Below are 16,281 nucleotides of genomic sequence, written 5' to 3' on the forward strand. Positions count from 1 at the left end.
GGCTCAGCCTTCGATGAACTGCTCCAGCTGGGTGCGCGCGATGTCGTCGGCGAGTTGCTTCGGCGGGCTCTTCATCAGGTAGGCCGAGGCTGGAAGAATCGGGCCACCGAGTCCGCGGTCGAGTGCGATCTTCGCCGCACGTACCGCGTCGATGATGATGCCGGCCGAGTTGGGGGAGTCCCAGACCTCGAGCTTGTATTCGAGGTTCAGCGGCACATCGCCAAAGGCGCGGCCTTCCAGGCGCACGTAAGCCCATTTGCGGTCATCGAGCCAGGCGACGTAGTCGGACGGGCCGATGTGCACGTTCTTGTCGTACACCTTGTCGGCCAGTGATCCGTTGAGGTTCGACGTGACGGCCTGAGTCTTGGAGACCTTCTTGGACTCCAGACGCTCACGCTCGAGCATGTTCTTGAAGTCCATGTTGCCGCCGACGTTGAGCTGGTAGGTGCGGTCCAGGGTGACACCGCGGTCCTCGAACAGCTTGGCCATCACCCGGTGGGTGATGGTGGCGCCCACCTGGCTCTTGATGTCGTCGCCCACGATCGGCACACCGGCATCTTCGAATTTCTTGGCCCACACCGGATCCGAGGCGATGAACACCGGTAGCGCGTTGACGAACGCCACCTTGGCGTCGATGGCGCACTGGGCATAGAACTTGTCGGCCTCTTCAGAACCCACCGGAAGGTAGGACACGAGGACGTCAACGTTGTTGTCTTTCAGCACCTTCACGACGTCGACCGGATCGGTGTCGGACACCTCGATGGTGTCGGCGTAGTACTTGCCTATGCCGTCCAGGGTCGGCCCGCGCTGCACGATGACATCGGTGGGCGGCACGTCGGCGATCTTGATGGTGTTGTTCTCCGACGCCGAGATCGCCTCGGAGAGGTCGAAGCCGACCTTCTTGGCGTCCACGTCGAACGCGGCGACGAACTTCACGTCGCGCACGTGGTACGGGCCGAACTTGACGTGCATCAGGCCCGGAACAGTGGAGTTCTCGTCCGCATCCTGGTAGTACTGCACGCCCTGAACCAGCGAGGATGCGCAGTTGCCGACGCCGACGATGGCGACTCGCACCTCAGATGATGTGTTGGACATGGACGGTTCTCCTTTACCGATGGTCGTGCGCTGTGTCACGTCTAACGCTCCTCGACTCGTGCCTGCGCGGTGCGCTCGGCGGCGATCAAGTCGTTGAGCCACTTCACTTCTCGTTCACTGGATTCCAGGCCAAGCTGGTGCAGCTGCTTGGTGTACCGGTCGAACGAACTGCTTGCCCGGGTGATGGCCTCGCGCAGGCCCTCCCGGCGCTCTTCTACCTGACGGCGGCGGCCTTCGAGGATGCGCATCCGGGCCTCGGCCGGGGTGCGGTTGAAGAACGCCAGGTGCACACCGAAGCCGTCGTCGGTGTAATTCTGCGGACCGGTGTCCGCGACCAGCTCGCTGAAGCGTGCGCGGCCGGCGGCGGTCATCTGATAGACCCGCTTGCCGCGAAGCAGCACTGTGGTGCCCGCGGGCGCGGAGTCTTCGGCGATTAGCCCATCGGCCTGCATGCGGCGCAAGGCCGGGTACAGCGAGCCGTAAGAGAACGCCCGGAATGCTCCGAGTAATCCGGTCAGGCGCTTGCGCAGCTCGTAGCCGTGCATGGGTGACTCAAGCAGCAAGCCGAGGATGGCCAGTTCCAACATGAAGTCACCTCCTCACACCGTGTATGACGCCGGAGCATCTTTCGTGCACCGATCGGGACATAGTATCGCCGCGATATATGCGGGCGCCACACGGGGGAAGATCTAACTGCCGGAGGGGTACGTGGTCCGGATGGGGGTGCCGTCCGGATTGACGTAGATCGACCCGTTCTGGAATTCACCGCTGATCGAGATGTCGATCTGAACGGTGTCCGGTGGTGCGGTCTTGTCCTCGCTCGGTTTGATGAACAGGTACGTGTTCTTGACCTCGCTCTGTTTGATGCCGAGGGTTTCGGGTGCGCCGCGCATGATGCCGATGATGGTTTTGACGTCGAACTTGGCGAGGTCAACCGTGCGGTCGGCGTGACTGCCCGACGAGTCGTCGGGATGGTCCCATCCGCCCTGATAGGTGTAGCGCAGCGTGCGGCGAGGTTCGCGGGGATCGGGGCGGGTCAGAATCGCGTAGTCCCCGTAGATATTCAGCTCGTACCCGGTGGTGTCACCGAATTTTTGGCGCATCTGCTCAAAGAGACCTGTCAGGCCGCCGAGCGACATCAGCTGACGTGGGGGCGTCATCACAATGGGCGCCACACCGTCGGGCTTGGCACCGGGATCGGTGGTGAAGTCCATCGGAGAGCTGGTGTTTCCGTAGGCGCCCCAACCGATGAGCACACCGACCAGGACCAGGGCGGCGGCCACACCGGCGGGCGCGTACCACCGTCGCCACCAGGGGCGCTGCGGACCCTTCAGCACGGGCATGTGGGCGGCCGCTTTGGCGTTCTGCAGATCCGAGACCAGCGAGCTGAGCTGTCCCAGTGTCGAGGCGGTGGTGGCCGAGGCAACGCGTTCGCGGTGCTCCTCCATGGACAGCTGTCCGTCGCTCAGTGCGTCGTCGAGCAGCTTGCAGGTGTCGTTGCGGTCGCTGTCCTTGGCCCGGGTGCCTGTCGCCATGCGAGGAATCGTAGAGCGATCTTGATGGTCAGGATGCGGGCACGACCTCTTTGGGCTCGCCGTTACCCGCGACGACCATTCGGCCGGTGCGGTCCCGCTCCGAGACGGTGATGGTGATATCGACCCCCTCGTCGTTGGGCTTGATCACCATGACGGTTCCGCCCTCGCCGGCGGCGGGCACATTCAGGGTTTCGGGTGCTCCGCGCAGGACCCCGATGATCTTGGCCGGATCGAATCGGCTCAGGTCTCCGATCCGAACGTTGCGCCAGGTACCGGGCATCGCTCCGCCGTCACGGAACCCGCCCTGATACGGGTAGGTGATGGGCAGGTTCGGATCGGTGGATTCGATGCGGACCAGCGCCGCGTTGTTGGAGCGGACGGTCAGTTCGATGCCGACGGTGTCGCCGAATTTTGCGCGCATCTGGTCCAGCAGGCCGGAAAGGCCCGGAACGGAGAACAACTTCGTCGGGGCGATCACGACGGGCGCGATGCCGTCGGCGGCCGCGCCCGGATCCGGTGGCACCGGCCGTGTGACATAGGCACTCACCCCGGCTCCGAGAGCGGCAGCGACGACGGCGGTGACGACGATCGCCGGCCAGCGGCGCCGCGGCGGCCGGGGGATGGGTACCTGGGCCGGGAGGGCGGCGATCTGCAGATCGGAGACCACGCCGTTGAGCTCGCCGAGAGTCTGCGCACTGGTGGCGATGGCGATCCGCTGACGGTGCTCCTCCGATGAGAGCTGGCCGTCGCCGAAGGCGGCGTCGAGCGCCTTGCACGTGACGTCTCGGTCGGAATCCTTGGCACGGGTCGCCATGCGAGGAATCGTAGAGCGGCTCGGTCCCTCAGGGCCCGGGTGCGTCAGCCCCAGTACGCGAACTCGCAGACCGGATTCGGCTCACTCTTGAACGACACCAGCATGTCGCCCATGGTGATCGTGCAGCCGGTGGCGCCGGCCCCGTTGGCCCGAACTTCGGAGTTCGCCTCTTCGACGACGTCGATGGTGTGCTCCCAGGGCAGCGCGACATCCTTCTCGACGTGGGCCGCGCCGCCGTTCTCTTTCCAGGTGACGGTCGCCGTCCCGCCGCCGATCACCTTCAGGACCGCCGTTCCTACGACCTTTCCGGTGCCAACCGGTGGGGACGCGGTCGCCGCGGGATTGATGGCCGCGGAGGCGATGACGGTCAAGGCCGCAAAGCCGCCGAGCACCGGTGATAGTCGACGGAATGTCATATGTCCCCCTCTTCCTGACAGCCGCCCCATCGTAACGAGCGGAACGCGGACAGAGATCGGCTTCGCAAAGTACGTGCTGTCTGTGTGGCCCGGGCTCGGCCAGCGCGTAATCGGACGTACTCTGGTTACCGTGCGATTGCAGAGACAGGTGGTGGATTACGCGCTCAAGCGGCGATCCCTGCTGGCTGAGGTCTATTCCGGGCGTACCGGCGTGGCCGAAGTCTGCGACGCGAACCCGTATCTGCTCCGTGCAGCCAAGTTCCACGGCAAATCGAGTGCGGTGGTGTGCCCGATCTGCCGCAAGGAGCAACTGACGTTGGTGTCGTGGGTTTTCGGCGAGCATCTGGGCGCGGTATCCGGTTCGGCCCGTACGGCTGAGGAACTGGTGTTGCTGGCCACTCGGTACTCGGAGTTCGCCGTGCACGTTGTCGAGGTATGCCGGACCTGCAGTTGGAATCATTTGGTGAAGTCGTATGTCATGGGCGCCCTCCCGGCGCCGAAGGGGACCACCCCACGTCAGCGAACAACTCGTGCCCGGACGGCCAGTGAATAGGCCACAGGGTGAGGGCGGCGTGGTTGGCGGACAGAATCCGGTAGCTTCCGGCGGCCCGGATTCACCGCGCACCCCCAGCATGGACGATCGGCCGACGTCGATCCTCGACCCTGTCGAGGATCTGCCGCTGTACCGGCGCGATGAGGATGCCGTGGCCGCGGCTCGCGCGGCGCTGGAACGTGATGACGAGGGCAACGGACATGAGCCGCCGCCCCCCTCCAGCCGGCCGGGTGGTTCGTCGCGTCCGCCGCAGCGTCGCCGTAGACGAAAGAGCAACGGCTGGAAAATCTTCCGTCGCGTGATGATCGCCCTGGTGCTGTTGGCCCTCGTCATCCCGCTGGCGACGTTCGCACTGGCGTATTCGGTGGTAGACATCCCGAAGCCGGGCGATATCCGTACCAGCCAGGTGTCCACCATCTTGGCCAGCGACGGCACCACCGAACTCGCCAAAGTCGTTCCACCGGACGGAAACCGGGTCGACATCAAGATCGACCAGGTGCCCCAGCATGTGCGCGCGGCCGTGATGGCCGCCGAGGACCGCGATTTCTACGGCAACCCAGGCTTCTCCTTCTCGGGTCTGCTGCGCGCGGTCAAGAACAACATGTTCGGCGGCGATACCCAGGGTGGTTCCACGATCACCCAGCAGTACGTGAAGAACGCGATGGTGGGTGCGCAGCGCGCCGGCCTCGGCGGTCTGACCCGTAAGGCCAAGGAGATCGTCATCTCCACGAAGATGTCGCAGTCCTGGTCCAAGGATCAGGTGCTGGAGGCGTACCTCAACATCATCTATTTCGGACGTGGCGCGTACGGCATCTCGGCGGCGTCGAAGGCCTACTTCGACAAGCCCGTGGAACAGCTCACGGTGTCCGAGGGCGCGTTGTTGGCCGCACTGATCCAGCGGCCGTCGCGCCTGGATCCCGCCGTTGATCTGCCGGAGTCGACGAACCGGTGGAACTGGGTGCTCGACGGCATGGTCACCATAGGTGCACTGTCCGCGCAGGATCGTGCCGGGCAGGTGTACCCCGCAACGGTGCCGCCTGAGCAGGCTGCTGCCCAGAACGCGACCACCGGTCCCAACGGACTTATCAAGCGTCAGGTGATGGCGGAGCTCACCGATCTGTTCAACATCGACGAGCAGACGTTGAATACCGAGGGCCTGCAGATCACGACGACCATCGACACCAAGGCGCAGCAGGCCGCCGAGAACGCGGTCAACAGCACCTTGCAGGGCGAGAACGCGGACCTGCGAACGGCGGTGGTGTCCGTGGACCCGCGCACAGGTGCGGTCAAGGCGTACTACGGCGGCTCCAACGCCCAGGGTCTGGACTACGCGCAGCAGGGTCTGCAGACCGGTTCGTCGTTCAAGGTGTTCGCCTTGGTGGCGGCGCTGCAGCAGGGAATCGGACTGGGCTACCAGCTGGACAGCTCGGAGCTGACCTATCAGGGCATCACCATCAAGAACAGCGAGGACGCTTCGTGCGGAACGTGTTCGGTGGCCGAGGCGCTGAAGCGCTCGCTGAACACCAGCTTCTACCGGCTCATGCTGAAGCTGAAGAACGGGCCCGACGATGTGGCTACCGCCGCGCATGCCGCCGGTATCGCCGAGAACTTCCCCGGTGTCTCGCACACGTTGTCCGAGGACGGTCAGGGCGGTCCGCCGAATAACGGTGTGGTGCTGGGCCAGTACCAGACCCGGGTGATCGACATGGCCTCGGCGTACGCGACCTTGGCGGCGTCCGGGACCTACCGCAAGCCGCATTTCATCCAGAAGGTTGTGAACGCGGACGGCCAGGTGCTTTTCGACGCGGGTTCTTCCGATAACACGGGCGAGAAGCGTTTCTCTGATGATGTTGCGAACAACGCGATCTCGGCGATGAAACCGATCGCGGCCTACTCCCGCGGGCATGGCCTGGCGGGTGGACGAGAGTCTGCCGCCAAGACCGGTACCGCGCAGCTGGGCGACACCAAGGACAACAAGGACGCCTGGATGGTCGGCTTCACCCCGTCGCTCTCGACCGCGGTGTGGATAGGGACCGACGACGGCAAGCCGATCAGAAACAGTTGGGGTGGACCGATTTACGGTTCCGGTCTGCCGTCGGATATCTGGCAGAAGACCATGAATGGCGCGTTGGACGGCTCCACCAAGGAGACCTTCCCCAAGCCGGGCGCCATCGGCGGATACGCCGGTGTGCCGGTCTACGTGCCTCCGCCGCCGGCTCCGAACGGTCCTCCGGCCCCCGCGCCGGGCGGTGGCGGCGAGGTGACGGTCATCCAGCCGACCATCGAGATCGCACCGGGTATCACCATTCCGGTGGGACCCCCGACAACGATTCCGGTGGGCCCGGCGGCGCCACCGGCGGGTGACGTGCCGCCGCCTCCGGGGCAGTAGGCAGGTGCCGGCCGAATCCCGTGCGACGGTGTCTCCCGAGAAGCTCGCCGATGACCTGCGCAGTGCCGACGATCGCGACTTCCCCAGTCGCACCGATGCGATGGGCGCCGAGCTATCCGAGGTGATCGGTGGGCCGTTGGGCGTGCACGCCCTGGTCGGGCGCCAGCCGTTCTGGACACCATTGCGGGTGGTGTTCATCATCGCGCTGGGATTCCTCATCTTGGGGTGGACCAGTAAGGCACCCTGCTTGCAGCAGAGTGGTTCCGGCAATGGTGCTCAGCGCGTGGCTAATTGGGACAACAACCGGGCCTACTACCAGTTGTGCTACTCAGACACCGTGCCGCTCTATGGCGCGGAGCTGTTGAATCAGGGGCGCTTCCCCTACAAGTCCAGCTGGCTGGAGACGGACTCGGGCGGCCATCAGAAGATTCAGTACGACGGCACTCCGGCGGTCCGGTACATGGAGTATCCGGTGGTGACTGGGGTGTATCAGTACACCGCGATGGCCCTGGCCAAGACGTACACCCAGGCCAGCGATCTACTGGGGCTGCCCATCGTCGCCGAAGTGGTGATGTTCTTCAACATCGTGGCTTTCGGATTGGCGCTCGCGTGGCTGGTAACCATCTGGGCCAGCGCGGGATTGAGCCCGCGCACCCGCCCGTGGGATGTGGTGATGATCGCGGCGTCCCCGATCGTGATCTTCCAGATCTTCACGAATTTCGATGCTCTTGCAACGGCTTTCAGCATGACGGCACTGTGGGCGTGGGCTCGCAGGAAACCGTGGCTGGCGGGTGTGCTGATAGGGCTGGGCGTGGCCGCCAAGCTCTATCCGGTGCTGCTGCTGTTTCCACTGCTGTTGGTGAGTCTGCGCGGCGGCAAGATGCATGAGTTCTCCAAGACCGCCGCGGCCGCACTGGCCAGTTGGGTTGTGGTGAATGCTCCGGTGGCGATGCTCTTCCCGCGCGGATGGGGGGAGTTCTTCCGGCTCAACACCCGCCGCGGCGACGACATGGACTCGCTGTACAACGTCTTCAAATCCTTCACCGGGTGGCAGGGTTTCGACGGCCCGCTGGGTTTCTGGGAGCCCCCGGTCGTGCTCAACGCGATATCGGCCGTTCTGTTCGGGATCTGCTGTCTGGGCATCGGATATGTAGCGCTGACGGCTCCGCGGCGCCCGCGTGTGGCGCAGTTGGCCTTCCTGGTGGTGGCGGTATTCCTGCTCACCAACAAGGTGTGGAGCCCGCAGTTCTCGCTGTGGCTGGTGCCACTTGCCGTGGTGGCGTTGCCGCATCGCCGAATCCTGTTGGCGTGGATGACCGTCGACGCGTTGGTCTGGGTTCCGCGGATGTACTACCTGCTGGGTTTGGAGAACAAGGGGTTGCCCGAGCAATGGTTCACCGGCACGGTGCTGGTGCGCGATATCGCGGTGATCGGGTTGTGCGCCTTGGTGCTGCGCCAGATCTATCACCCCAGTGAGGACCTGGTGCGCGGACACAGTGATGACACGGACGATCCGGCGGGCGGGCCGTGCGACGGGGTTGCCGACGATCCTCCGGCCTGGCTGCCGTCGTGGCTGCGCGCGCGTAAGCCCACACCGCATATCGCCCGCGCGTCTGTCTGATTTCGCCGGTCAGGGGGCTGTGCGGTAGCCTTGGCCGGTTGCCGACGCAGGCGACTCTCCTGCCACGGATACGCCGTGGCCGCACTAGACCACAGGAGGTGATGAGTTTCTCATGCGTCAGTACGAAATCATGGTCATTCTCGACCCCACTCTTGACGAGCGCACCGTAGCTCCATCGCTGGATACGTTTCTGAACGTCATCCGCGGTGACGGTGGAACCGTCTCGAAGGTGGAGGTTTGGGGTAAGCGCCGTCTTGCCTACGAGATCGCCAAGCATGCCGAGGGCATCTACGCGGTGATCGACGTGGTCGCGGAGCCCGCCACCGTCTCGGAGCTGGATCGCCAGCTGGGCCTCAACGAGTCCGTGCTGCGGACCAAGGTCCTGCGTACCGGAGCCCGCTGAGGTCCTACGGAAGTCAGTTGACTTCCGTAGGCTGCCGTTAACCACGCCAGCTGACAGACACGAGGAGGAACCGTGGCAGGTGACACCACCATCACGGTCGTCGGAAACTTGACCGCCGATCCAGAACTGCGCTTCACACCGTCCGGGGCTGCCGTCGCCAACTTCACTGTGGCGTCGACTCCCCGCATCTTCGACCGACAGAGTTCGGAGTGGAAGGACGGAGAGGCGCTGTTCCTGCGGTGCAATATCTGGCGTGAGGCCGCCGAGAACGTGGCCGAGAGCCTGACCCGTGGGTCCCGTGTCATTGTCACTGGCCGGCTCAAGCAGCGCTCCTTCGAAACCCGCGAGGGCGAGAAGCGCACCGTCATGGAGGTTGAGGTCGACGAGATCGGCCCGTCTCTGCGGTACGCGACCGCCAAGGTCAACAAGGCCTCGCGCGGTGGTGGCGGCGGTGGAGGTTTCGGCGGCGGCGGTGGCGGCGGGGGTTCCCGCTCCAACGAGCCTGCCGACGATCCGTGGGGCAGTGCCCCGGCCTCCGGTTCCACCGCGGCCGACGACGAACCGCCCTTCTGATCTGGGCGATACAACTTATCTAGCTAGAAAGAAAGAGATTCACCATGGCCAAGACGACTAAGCGCCGTCCTGCCCCGGAAAAGCCGGTCAAGACACGTAAGTGCGCGTTCTGCACTAAGAAGGCGCTGAACATCGATTACAAGGACACCAACCTGCTGCGCACGTACATCAGTGAGCGCGGCAAGATTCGTGCCCGCCGGGTCACCGGAAACTGCGTTCAGCATCAGCGCGACATCGCGATCGCGGTGAAGAACGCTCGCGAGGTAGCCCTGCTGCCGTTCAGTTCGGCGACGCGGTAGGACCGGAGGGACATCTGATGAAGCTGATTCTGACGACCGAGGTCGAGCACCTCGGCACTGCCGGTGACACCGTCGAGGTTCGGGATGGTTACGGACGTAACTACCTGCTGCCGCGCGGACTGGCGATTGTTGCCACCCGCGGTGCGGAGCGCCAGGCGACCGACATCCGTCGCGCCCGTGAGGCCAAGGAGATCCGTGGTGTCGAGCACGCCCACGAGATCAAGCAGGCTATCGAGGGCCTGGGTGCCGTTCAGCTGACGGTGAAGACCGCCGGCGAAGGCAAGCTGTTCGGCTCGGTGACCGCCGCTGACGTGGTGGGCGCCATCAAGGCCGCCGGTGGACCCAACCTGGACAAGCGCACCGTCACCCTGCCGAAGGCACACATCAAGCAGATCGGTTCGTACGCACTGGATGTGCACCTGCACGCCGGTGTGGCGACCAAGATCACCGTGGATGTAGTCGCCGCAGGCTGACCGATCGGAAGTACTGCCGGGTCAACGGCGTCGCGGGTTTCCGCGGCGCCGTTGCCGTATCTGTTGGCGAACGTATTGTACGCGTGTGCCACTCCAGCGAAGCTACCTCTAGTTAACCTAGAGGGTTGAGAGGGGTAACAGAACACGCCCGAGCCCGCAACCTGATGCGACACGCCGGGCGGATTCCCATCCACAGTCCTGTCAATTAGTTCACCGGCTGCCAACTGGGAAAAGTGCAGGAATGTAGGTAGCTATCCCCAGGTTGTCCCCAACCCCCTAACACCGGGTTGGACAGTAGTCCACACCCCATGCCCAGGCTCATCCACAGGGGCGCTTGGCAGGGCCGCCAGCAACATCTAACGTCTACCGCGGCGCGCGGGCTGAACTGTACTTGTCAGACCTCGCCGCGATCATGTGTTCGACTTGATGTGATTAGGAGGACCAGCGCGCCGTGGCGATAGTCGACGATCTGGGCCAGTCCGGCCCAGTTGCCCCTCCCGAGGAGGAGTTCGGCCGTCAACCACCCCAGGATGTGGCTGCCGAGCAGTCCGTGCTGGGCGGGATGCTGCTGTCCAAGGACGCCATCGCCGACGTGCTGGAGAAGCTGCGGCCGCACGACTTCTATCGGCCTAACCACCAGAGCGTGTACGAGGCCATCCTCGACCTGTACGGCAGGGGAGAGCCCGCTGACGCCGTGACGGTGGCCGCCGAGCTGGACCGGCGCGGGCAGCTGCGCCGGGTGGGCGGTGCGCCGTATCTGCACACGCTGATCTCCACCGTGCCGACCGCCGCCAACGCCGGGTTCTATGCCGGGATCGTGGCCGAGAAGGCGCTGTTGCGCCGTCTCGTGGAGGCCGGGACCCGCGTGGTGCAGTACGGGTACGCCGGGGCCGAGGGCGCCGATGTCGCCGAGGTGGTGGACCGCGCACAGGCCGAGGTCTACGACGTCACCGACCGGCGGATGTCGGAAGACTACGTGCCCCTCGAAGAGCTGCTGCAGCCCACGATGGATGAGATCGATGCGATCGCGTCGGCCGGCGGTATGTCCAAGGGCGTGCCGACGGGCTTCACCGATCTGGACGAGATCACCAATGGGCTGCATCCGGGTCAGATGATCATCGTGGCGGCCCGGCCGGGTGTGGGTAAATCGACCCTCGGACTGGATTTCATGCGGTCGTGTTCGATCAAACACCAGCTGCCCAGCGTGATTTTTTCGCTGGAAATGAGCAAGACCGAGATCGTCATGCGACTGCTCTCGGCCGAAGCGAAGATCAAACTGGGCGATATGCGCTCGGGCCGGATGAGCGATGACGACTGGACCCGGCTGGCACGGCGGATGAGTGAGATCAGTGAGGCGCCGCTCTACATCGACGACTCCCCGAACCTGACCATGATGGAGATCCGCGCCAAGGCACGACGGCTCAACCAGAAGGCCGGGCTCAAGCTGGTGGTGGTCGACTACCTGCAGCTGATGACCTCCGGTAAGAAGCACGAATCCCGTCAGCAGGAAGTCTCGGAATTCTCCCGAAACCTGAAGCTATTGGCCAAGGAGCTTGAGGTTCCGGTCATCGCGATCAGTCAGCTGAACCGTGGTCCCGAGCAGCGCACCGACAAGCGTCCACAGGTCTCGGATCTTCGTGAATCCGGGTCGCTGGAACAGGATGCCGACATGGTGATCCTGCTGCACCGCCCGGATGCGTTCGAGCGTGACGATCCGCGCGGTGGTGAGGCCGACCTGATTCTCGGCAAGCACCGTAACGGTCCGACGGCCACCATCACCGTGGCGCACCAGCTGCACCTGTCGCGCTTTACCAACATGGCGCGGTAGCTACATTCGGTTGTGGCTTCTCAAGTTTTATGTCCAATTCTCAAGTGAAATGTCCACCTGGTGTCCAATTGGACATGAAAGTGAGATTTTTAGGTGCCGCAGGTGCGCTAGCAGACGCCCTTGAGAATCTTCGACTGAGGCCCGACGGGGGTGACAAGAATTGGCGGCGGCTGAGCCGAATTTGTACTTTGCGCGTTGCACGAAAGCAACTGGTCACCAAGAGGGGCGAGCTCCCTACGACCGGAGCACGCGAAGATGGCGGTCGTGCAGTTAGCCGCAGCGAAGGGCGCTCGATAAACCGGCAGTATGAGGAGATGACGCGTGGCCGAGCAACTGGAAGAAGACGGGGACGCGTCTGGGTTCACTTCGGTAGATATTGAGACGGTGGCGCGCGCCATCGACAGCGCAGCCGAGGGCGAGGATCAAGCCCACTTCGATCTTCCGAGTGAAGCGATGGCCCAGCTCGATGGTGAAGCTGTACCTGCAACGCTTCGGAAGTTAGTCTCTAACACCTTCTTCCGATCCCTGCGGCTTGAGATTGTTGATCCAACAAGAGTTTCCGTGGCGCCGAACGGTGAATTTGCGCAGGAGATATCAGATGGCGAAGTAGCCGTATGGCGCGCCCTAGTCGCGAACCTCGAGCACCCGATGCCTAAGAGCTTGGTACACGATCTTCTGTTCCTGCAGAGAGACGGCAATATGGGACAGCATGCCCGTGAAGCAATCAGTCTCTACCAGGTCACCGCGGCGACATCGACAGTAAGCCGCCACGTGAGGGTCCACAGTGCACTGCGGGCACTCACGTTGATGAAGCTGACGAACTCTGTTGACGAGCTCCCACGCGCACTACAGTTGATTCGCAGCATGGTTGATGAAGATCTCGCCGACACTACCCAGCAACCGGGCCTTACCCTGCCGATGGTGGCAGCACTCGTCGAAGCCGGAAACTCGGAACAGTCTGGCCAGCTGGATAATTCACCTCTCCTAGAGGCGGTAATTGAGCGCTATGGCACTGCCGATCACATCGATTACATTGCGGAGCTTTTTCGGAGCTCCAAGTATGTGAGCGCTCCTCGCAAGGAGAGTGTCCGAAGGAGCCGGGTCACGACCCGGCTAGACAGAGCGCGGAACGCCTCTGCAGCGGAACTCAAGATGTTTCACCTTGATGATGCGGCAAAAGAGGCCAGGAAATTGGGCTTCTCAGATCTCCATGATGAAGCGGTCGCAGAGCTCCAACGGGTCGACTCTAGTGCGATGAACTGGACCAAGGTCAGTTCCGAAGTGGAATACCCCGCAGACTTCATCGCCTCCTATCTAGGTAGTTTCACCCATCATGGAGATTGGAGGCGCGGCCTTCGCCAATGGCTCGCCACCGAGCCCCCGTCTGGTTTCTACGCCGACAACGAAGCACTTGCACGAAAAACGCTGGAAGGTTCGTTGATACAACAGCTGTTTACCCGCGTGCGAATCGGTAGCCATGGGATGCCGGAACGAAGGGGCGCGGTTGACGACAGCCTGGACAGCGCGATCCGAGAGACAGAATTCCGCCGCGCGATGCTGCAAGGGCTGCCCTTGTTTCATGCGCTGAAGGCGGTCGGTCAACTCGCAGAAGGAGTTTCGGAGGACGAGCTGACCGCACTTATCCTCGAGAGATATCGGTGCCCAGGCGTCAATGCGCGCATCCTCGCCAAAGGGTTAAGGCTGTTCTGGCACTCTGAGTACCATGTGTGCGCATACTTTGTCACACCATTTATCGAAGCGGGAGCGAGAACTCTTCTGCTGACCCTGAACGAGCCGATCTATCGGGTCGAAAGTGGAAAAACTAAGGGTCAGTTCGCTCAACTGGGCGCGCTCTTGCCGCGGCTGGAGGAGGAAGACTTTGACCGCGACTGGATGCGCTATCTACAGACGCTGACCTCAGCCGATGGGCAGAACTACCGTAACGATATCGCTCACGGATTCCTAAGACAGATGGATCCCGTTGTCTGCACGCTGTTGTTACGCGCCAGTGCACTGTTTCTGATTATGCCGCTACAGGATTCAACAGCTGAGGATCTCCGTCAGCTGGCACGCCGCCCGGTACCTCAGGGCCCGAAGCGGAACCTCGGAAGAAAACTCAAGGACGCCTACTCTGCGGCCCGGCGCACATTTCGGCAACCATAGGTCTATTGGGCGACCGCTTGAATGATCCACTCCGCTGGCAGGTCGGTCTAGGTGCTTGTTCGTTGACCAGATGTGCGGTGAACTTTTCGTGTTCGGCTCGTTTGTCTGTGGAGATCGGGTGCAGAAACCTCGAAGACCGGATCGAGATTCCCGCGTGGGCCGAGGCCCCGATCCGCTGCAAAGTTGTGGATGGCAGGCGAGTCAGCTTTGGGAACACTGCTCGGCGGCAAGTCAGGCAACGGAATTTCTGCCGAACTGTCGGCCAGATGTGCTTGGAATCCAACGATTTCGACGCCAGCAGCTGCGCGTCACGGGTTTCGCCGAAGTCGGCGTCGTCGAGGACGCAGCCTTCGTCTTCGATGAGTGAGGCGGCCCAGGGCCGCGAAGCGGGAAAAAGACGCAGTACGGCCTTGAACTGGGTGGTGGAGATCGCGAAGCGGTCTTGGAGCAGTCGCTCAAGTTCGGAATCGTTCGTCATGCAGCGCTTCCCACTATGTGGCCGCCCACCGAAGCTCCGATGTCCGCCGCTGTCGTCGAGCTATACAAGGTCTGGCGGCGGCGCCGGTGCGTATCCGAGCGGGTCGGCGCAGGAGTGGCACAGGGTTTTGGCCCAGTACCGGGTTCTCTGCAGCACTCCTGGTACGCCGCAGCGTTCGCAGATGACCGCAGAAGCCCGTTGGGCGTCGTCGGTGATGGCGTCCATCGCGTCGAGCAGTTCCGGGCTCACGTCGTCGCTGCTTGGCCAGTAGTAGTAACGCAGCGTGCCGAACTTCTCCTTGATCTGATGAACACGGTATGCGGCATCGAGCGCGGCGAGGCGCTGGTCGGTGGCGATGACCAGGGGGTACCAGCCGGCGTCGACGCTGATCCAGCGCCCCCAGCCGTCCGGGATGCGCCGCAGGATCGTCTCGATCGCCCCGGCGTGGGGCCCGGCATCCGCGGGGATGTGCAAGGCGTTGCGACGCTTCTGGGGGTCGACGTCCAAGGACATGAACCGGGCGAACGCACCCTCGACGTCCTCGGGTGTGGCGGTGCCGTTACGCAGCGCATCACCCATGGCGGCGAAGTCCGATTCCGTTGCCTGAATGCGGATTCGCTCCGACTCAGTCAACTCGGGGATGCCGTCGTCACTCTCGCTCATCAGAGGTACATGCCGTTCGGGATGGTGGCGCGGTAGCGTCCGCTGCCCACCTCGGCGAGCAGTGCCGCGCTGGACAGTTGACCCGTCTCGTCGGCGGACAGGACGGCCCGACGAACGATTTCGCGCAGGTCGCTGCCGCTGGTCTGCTCCGGCACCGCAGCAGCCACGGCGCGGGTGTCCACGCTGTCGGCGCCGGGCAGGCCGGTGATCAATGCAGTTAGGATGCGGGCCGCGTCGAGGCGGGTGGGGTAGCCGACCCCGACGATGGCGTCAAAGCGTCCGGTGCGGATCGCGGCCTCGTCCAGGGTGGCGGCGTCGTTGGTGGAGGCCAGGGTGAGGATGCGGGCCTCAGCGGCGATGTCCATGGCCGCCAACAACTCCGAGAGCCCGCCACCGTATCCGCTGTGGCGGCTGCGGCACCACAGATCGACGTCCTCCAGGACGAGCAGGACGGGCCCGCCGAGACGTTGAGCTTCTTCCACGACCGCGGTCAACAGGTGCTCGCCAGCTTTGGCTTCGACGTAGATGACGGTGAACGCGCCGACCACCTCGGCGGCGACCACCGCGGAGACCGCGGACTTCCCGGTGCCCGGCGGCCCGCAGAGCAGCACCCCCACGCCGGGCGTCCAAACCGTGGGCGTTGAGCAGCTCGTGGCGATCGCGCACCGCGGTCACGCCGAGGTCGATCTCCCGCCAGACCTCGTCGTCGACGATGACCGTATCGCGGGTGAGCGTCGACGGTAGATCGATGACGTGCAAGTGCAACCCGTTGCTCAGCGAGGCCCGGACCGCATTCCCGCGGCAGGGATTCAGATCGGTGGCACGTGCGGCCAGGCGATCCAGGACCTGGCGGGCGCCGTCCTGGTGCTCGGGGGTGACGTAGGCGCTGACTCTCGGTGATTCCAAGGGACTGCTGCGCGCGTCGATGCTGATCACGCACCCGGTGTCGGCGAGAACCGTTCCCGCCGGGAAGTGCAC

Annotated in this window: 16 protein-coding genes; 9 read left to right on the top strand and 7 right to left on the bottom strand. The window is 63.7% G+C overall.

Annotated elements, in window-relative coordinates:
- Nucleotides 1-3: 3 nt before the first annotated feature.
- The 5 genes from AOT83_RS23675 to AOT83_RS23695 all read right to left on the bottom strand — a co-directional run bounded on the left by AOT83_RS23675 (nucleotide 4) and on the right by AOT83_RS23695 (nucleotide 3,860).
- The gene (locus AOT83_RS23675) at nucleotides 4-1,095 is read right to left on the bottom strand and encodes an inositol-3-phosphate synthase (RefSeq protein WP_030097648.1); all 1,092 of its coding nucleotides are present in this window, start codon (nucleotides 1,093-1,095) and stop codon (nucleotides 4-6) included.
- Nucleotides 1,096-1,136: 41 nt separating this feature from the next.
- Nucleotides 1,137-1,682 (bottom strand): PadR family transcriptional regulator, encoded by a 546-nt coding sequence (locus AOT83_RS23680; RefSeq protein WP_030097647.1) that lies wholly within the window; start codon nucleotides 1,680-1,682, stop codon nucleotides 1,137-1,139.
- Between the two features lie 102 nt (nucleotides 1,683-1,784).
- On the bottom strand, nucleotides 1,785-2,630 hold the full coding sequence (locus AOT83_RS23685) for a DUF1707 domain-containing protein (RefSeq protein ID WP_057963612.1): 846 nt from the start codon (nucleotides 2,628-2,630) through the stop codon (nucleotides 1,785-1,787).
- A gap of 28 nt (nucleotides 2,631-2,658) precedes the next feature.
- A complete protein-coding gene (locus AOT83_RS23690; RefSeq protein WP_057963613.1) occupies nucleotides 2,659-3,444 on the bottom strand; it encodes a DUF1707 domain-containing protein in 786 nt (261 codons plus the stop codon).
- A gap of 44 nt (nucleotides 3,445-3,488) precedes the next feature.
- Nucleotides 3,489-3,860: a hypothetical protein gene (locus tag AOT83_RS23695; protein ID WP_057963614.1), complete on the bottom strand. Its 372-nt coding sequence runs from the start codon at nucleotides 3,858-3,860 to the stop codon at nucleotides 3,489-3,491.
- Between the two features lie 130 nt (nucleotides 3,861-3,990).
- Between AOT83_RS23695 and AOT83_RS23700 the strand changes: the two genes are divergently transcribed.
- The 9 genes from AOT83_RS23700 (at nucleotide 3,991) to AOT83_RS23740 (ending at nucleotide 14,162) form a co-directional block, all read left to right on the top strand.
- Nucleotides 3,991-4,413 carry a DUF5318 family protein gene (locus AOT83_RS23700; protein WP_046256144.1) on the top strand — a complete coding sequence of 141 codons (423 nt, stop codon included), beginning with the start codon at nucleotides 3,991-3,993 and terminating at the stop codon, nucleotides 4,411-4,413.
- A 19-nt stretch (nucleotides 4,414-4,432) separates the two neighbouring features.
- Nucleotides 4,433-6,802, top strand: a complete 2,370-nt coding sequence (locus AOT83_RS23705; RefSeq protein ID WP_057963615.1) for a transglycosylase domain-containing protein — start codon at nucleotides 4,433-4,435, stop codon at nucleotides 6,800-6,802.
- Between the two features lie 28 nt (nucleotides 6,803-6,830).
- Entirely contained in the window at nucleotides 6,831-8,423 is a 1,593-nt protein-coding gene (locus AOT83_RS23710) for a glycosyltransferase family 87 protein (protein WP_057963668.1), read from the top strand.
- A 112-nt stretch (nucleotides 8,424-8,535) separates the two neighbouring features.
- Complete coding sequence (gene rpsF, locus AOT83_RS23715; RefSeq protein ID WP_030097640.1) at nucleotides 8,536-8,826, top strand: 30S ribosomal protein S6; 291 nt, start codon at nucleotides 8,536-8,538, stop codon at nucleotides 8,824-8,826.
- Nucleotides 8,827-8,898: 72 nt separating this feature from the next.
- Nucleotides 8,899-9,399 carry a single-stranded DNA-binding protein gene (locus AOT83_RS23720; protein WP_030097639.1) on the top strand — a complete coding sequence of 167 codons (501 nt, stop codon included), beginning with the start codon at nucleotides 8,899-8,901 and terminating at the stop codon, nucleotides 9,397-9,399.
- 44 nt (nucleotides 9,400-9,443) lie between these two features.
- A complete protein-coding gene (rpsR, locus tag AOT83_RS23725) occupies nucleotides 9,444-9,698 on the top strand; it encodes a 30S ribosomal protein S18 (protein WP_005064619.1) in 255 nt (84 codons plus the stop codon).
- 17 nt (nucleotides 9,699-9,715) lie between these two features.
- Nucleotides 9,716-10,171: a 50S ribosomal protein L9 gene (gene rplI / locus AOT83_RS23730; protein WP_030097638.1), complete on the top strand. Its 456-nt coding sequence runs from the start codon at nucleotides 9,716-9,718 to the stop codon at nucleotides 10,169-10,171.
- Nucleotides 10,172-10,622: 451 nt separating this feature from the next.
- Nucleotides 10,623-11,999: a replicative DNA helicase gene (gene dnaB / locus AOT83_RS23735; RefSeq protein ID WP_030097637.1), complete on the top strand. Its 1,377-nt coding sequence runs from the start codon at nucleotides 10,623-10,625 to the stop codon at nucleotides 11,997-11,999.
- Nucleotides 12,000-12,320: 321 nt separating this feature from the next.
- Nucleotides 12,321-14,162 (top strand): hypothetical protein, encoded by a 1,842-nt coding sequence (locus AOT83_RS23740; protein ID WP_057963616.1) that lies wholly within the window; start codon nucleotides 12,321-12,323, stop codon nucleotides 14,160-14,162.
- Nucleotides 14,163-14,700: 538 nt separating this feature from the next.
- Here the strand turns inward: AOT83_RS23740 and AOT83_RS23745 are convergent.
- The gene (locus tag AOT83_RS23745) at nucleotides 14,701-15,303 is read right to left on the bottom strand and encodes a hypothetical protein (protein WP_057963617.1); all 603 of its coding nucleotides are present in this window, start codon (nucleotides 15,301-15,303) and stop codon (nucleotides 14,701-14,703) included.
- On the bottom strand, nucleotides 15,303-15,920 hold the full coding sequence (locus AOT83_RS28265; protein ID WP_234797742.1) for an ATP-binding protein: 618 nt from the start codon (nucleotides 15,918-15,920) through the stop codon (nucleotides 15,303-15,305). Before AOT83_RS28265 ends, AOT83_RS23745 begins: the two co-directional genes overlap by 1 nt.
- Nucleotides 15,921-16,281: the final 361 nt, after the last annotated feature.

This window comes from Mycobacteroides sp. H001 (assembly GCF_001440005.1).
GTDB lineage: Bacteria > Actinomycetota > Actinomycetes > Mycobacteriales > Mycobacteriaceae > Mycobacterium > Mycobacterium gwanakae.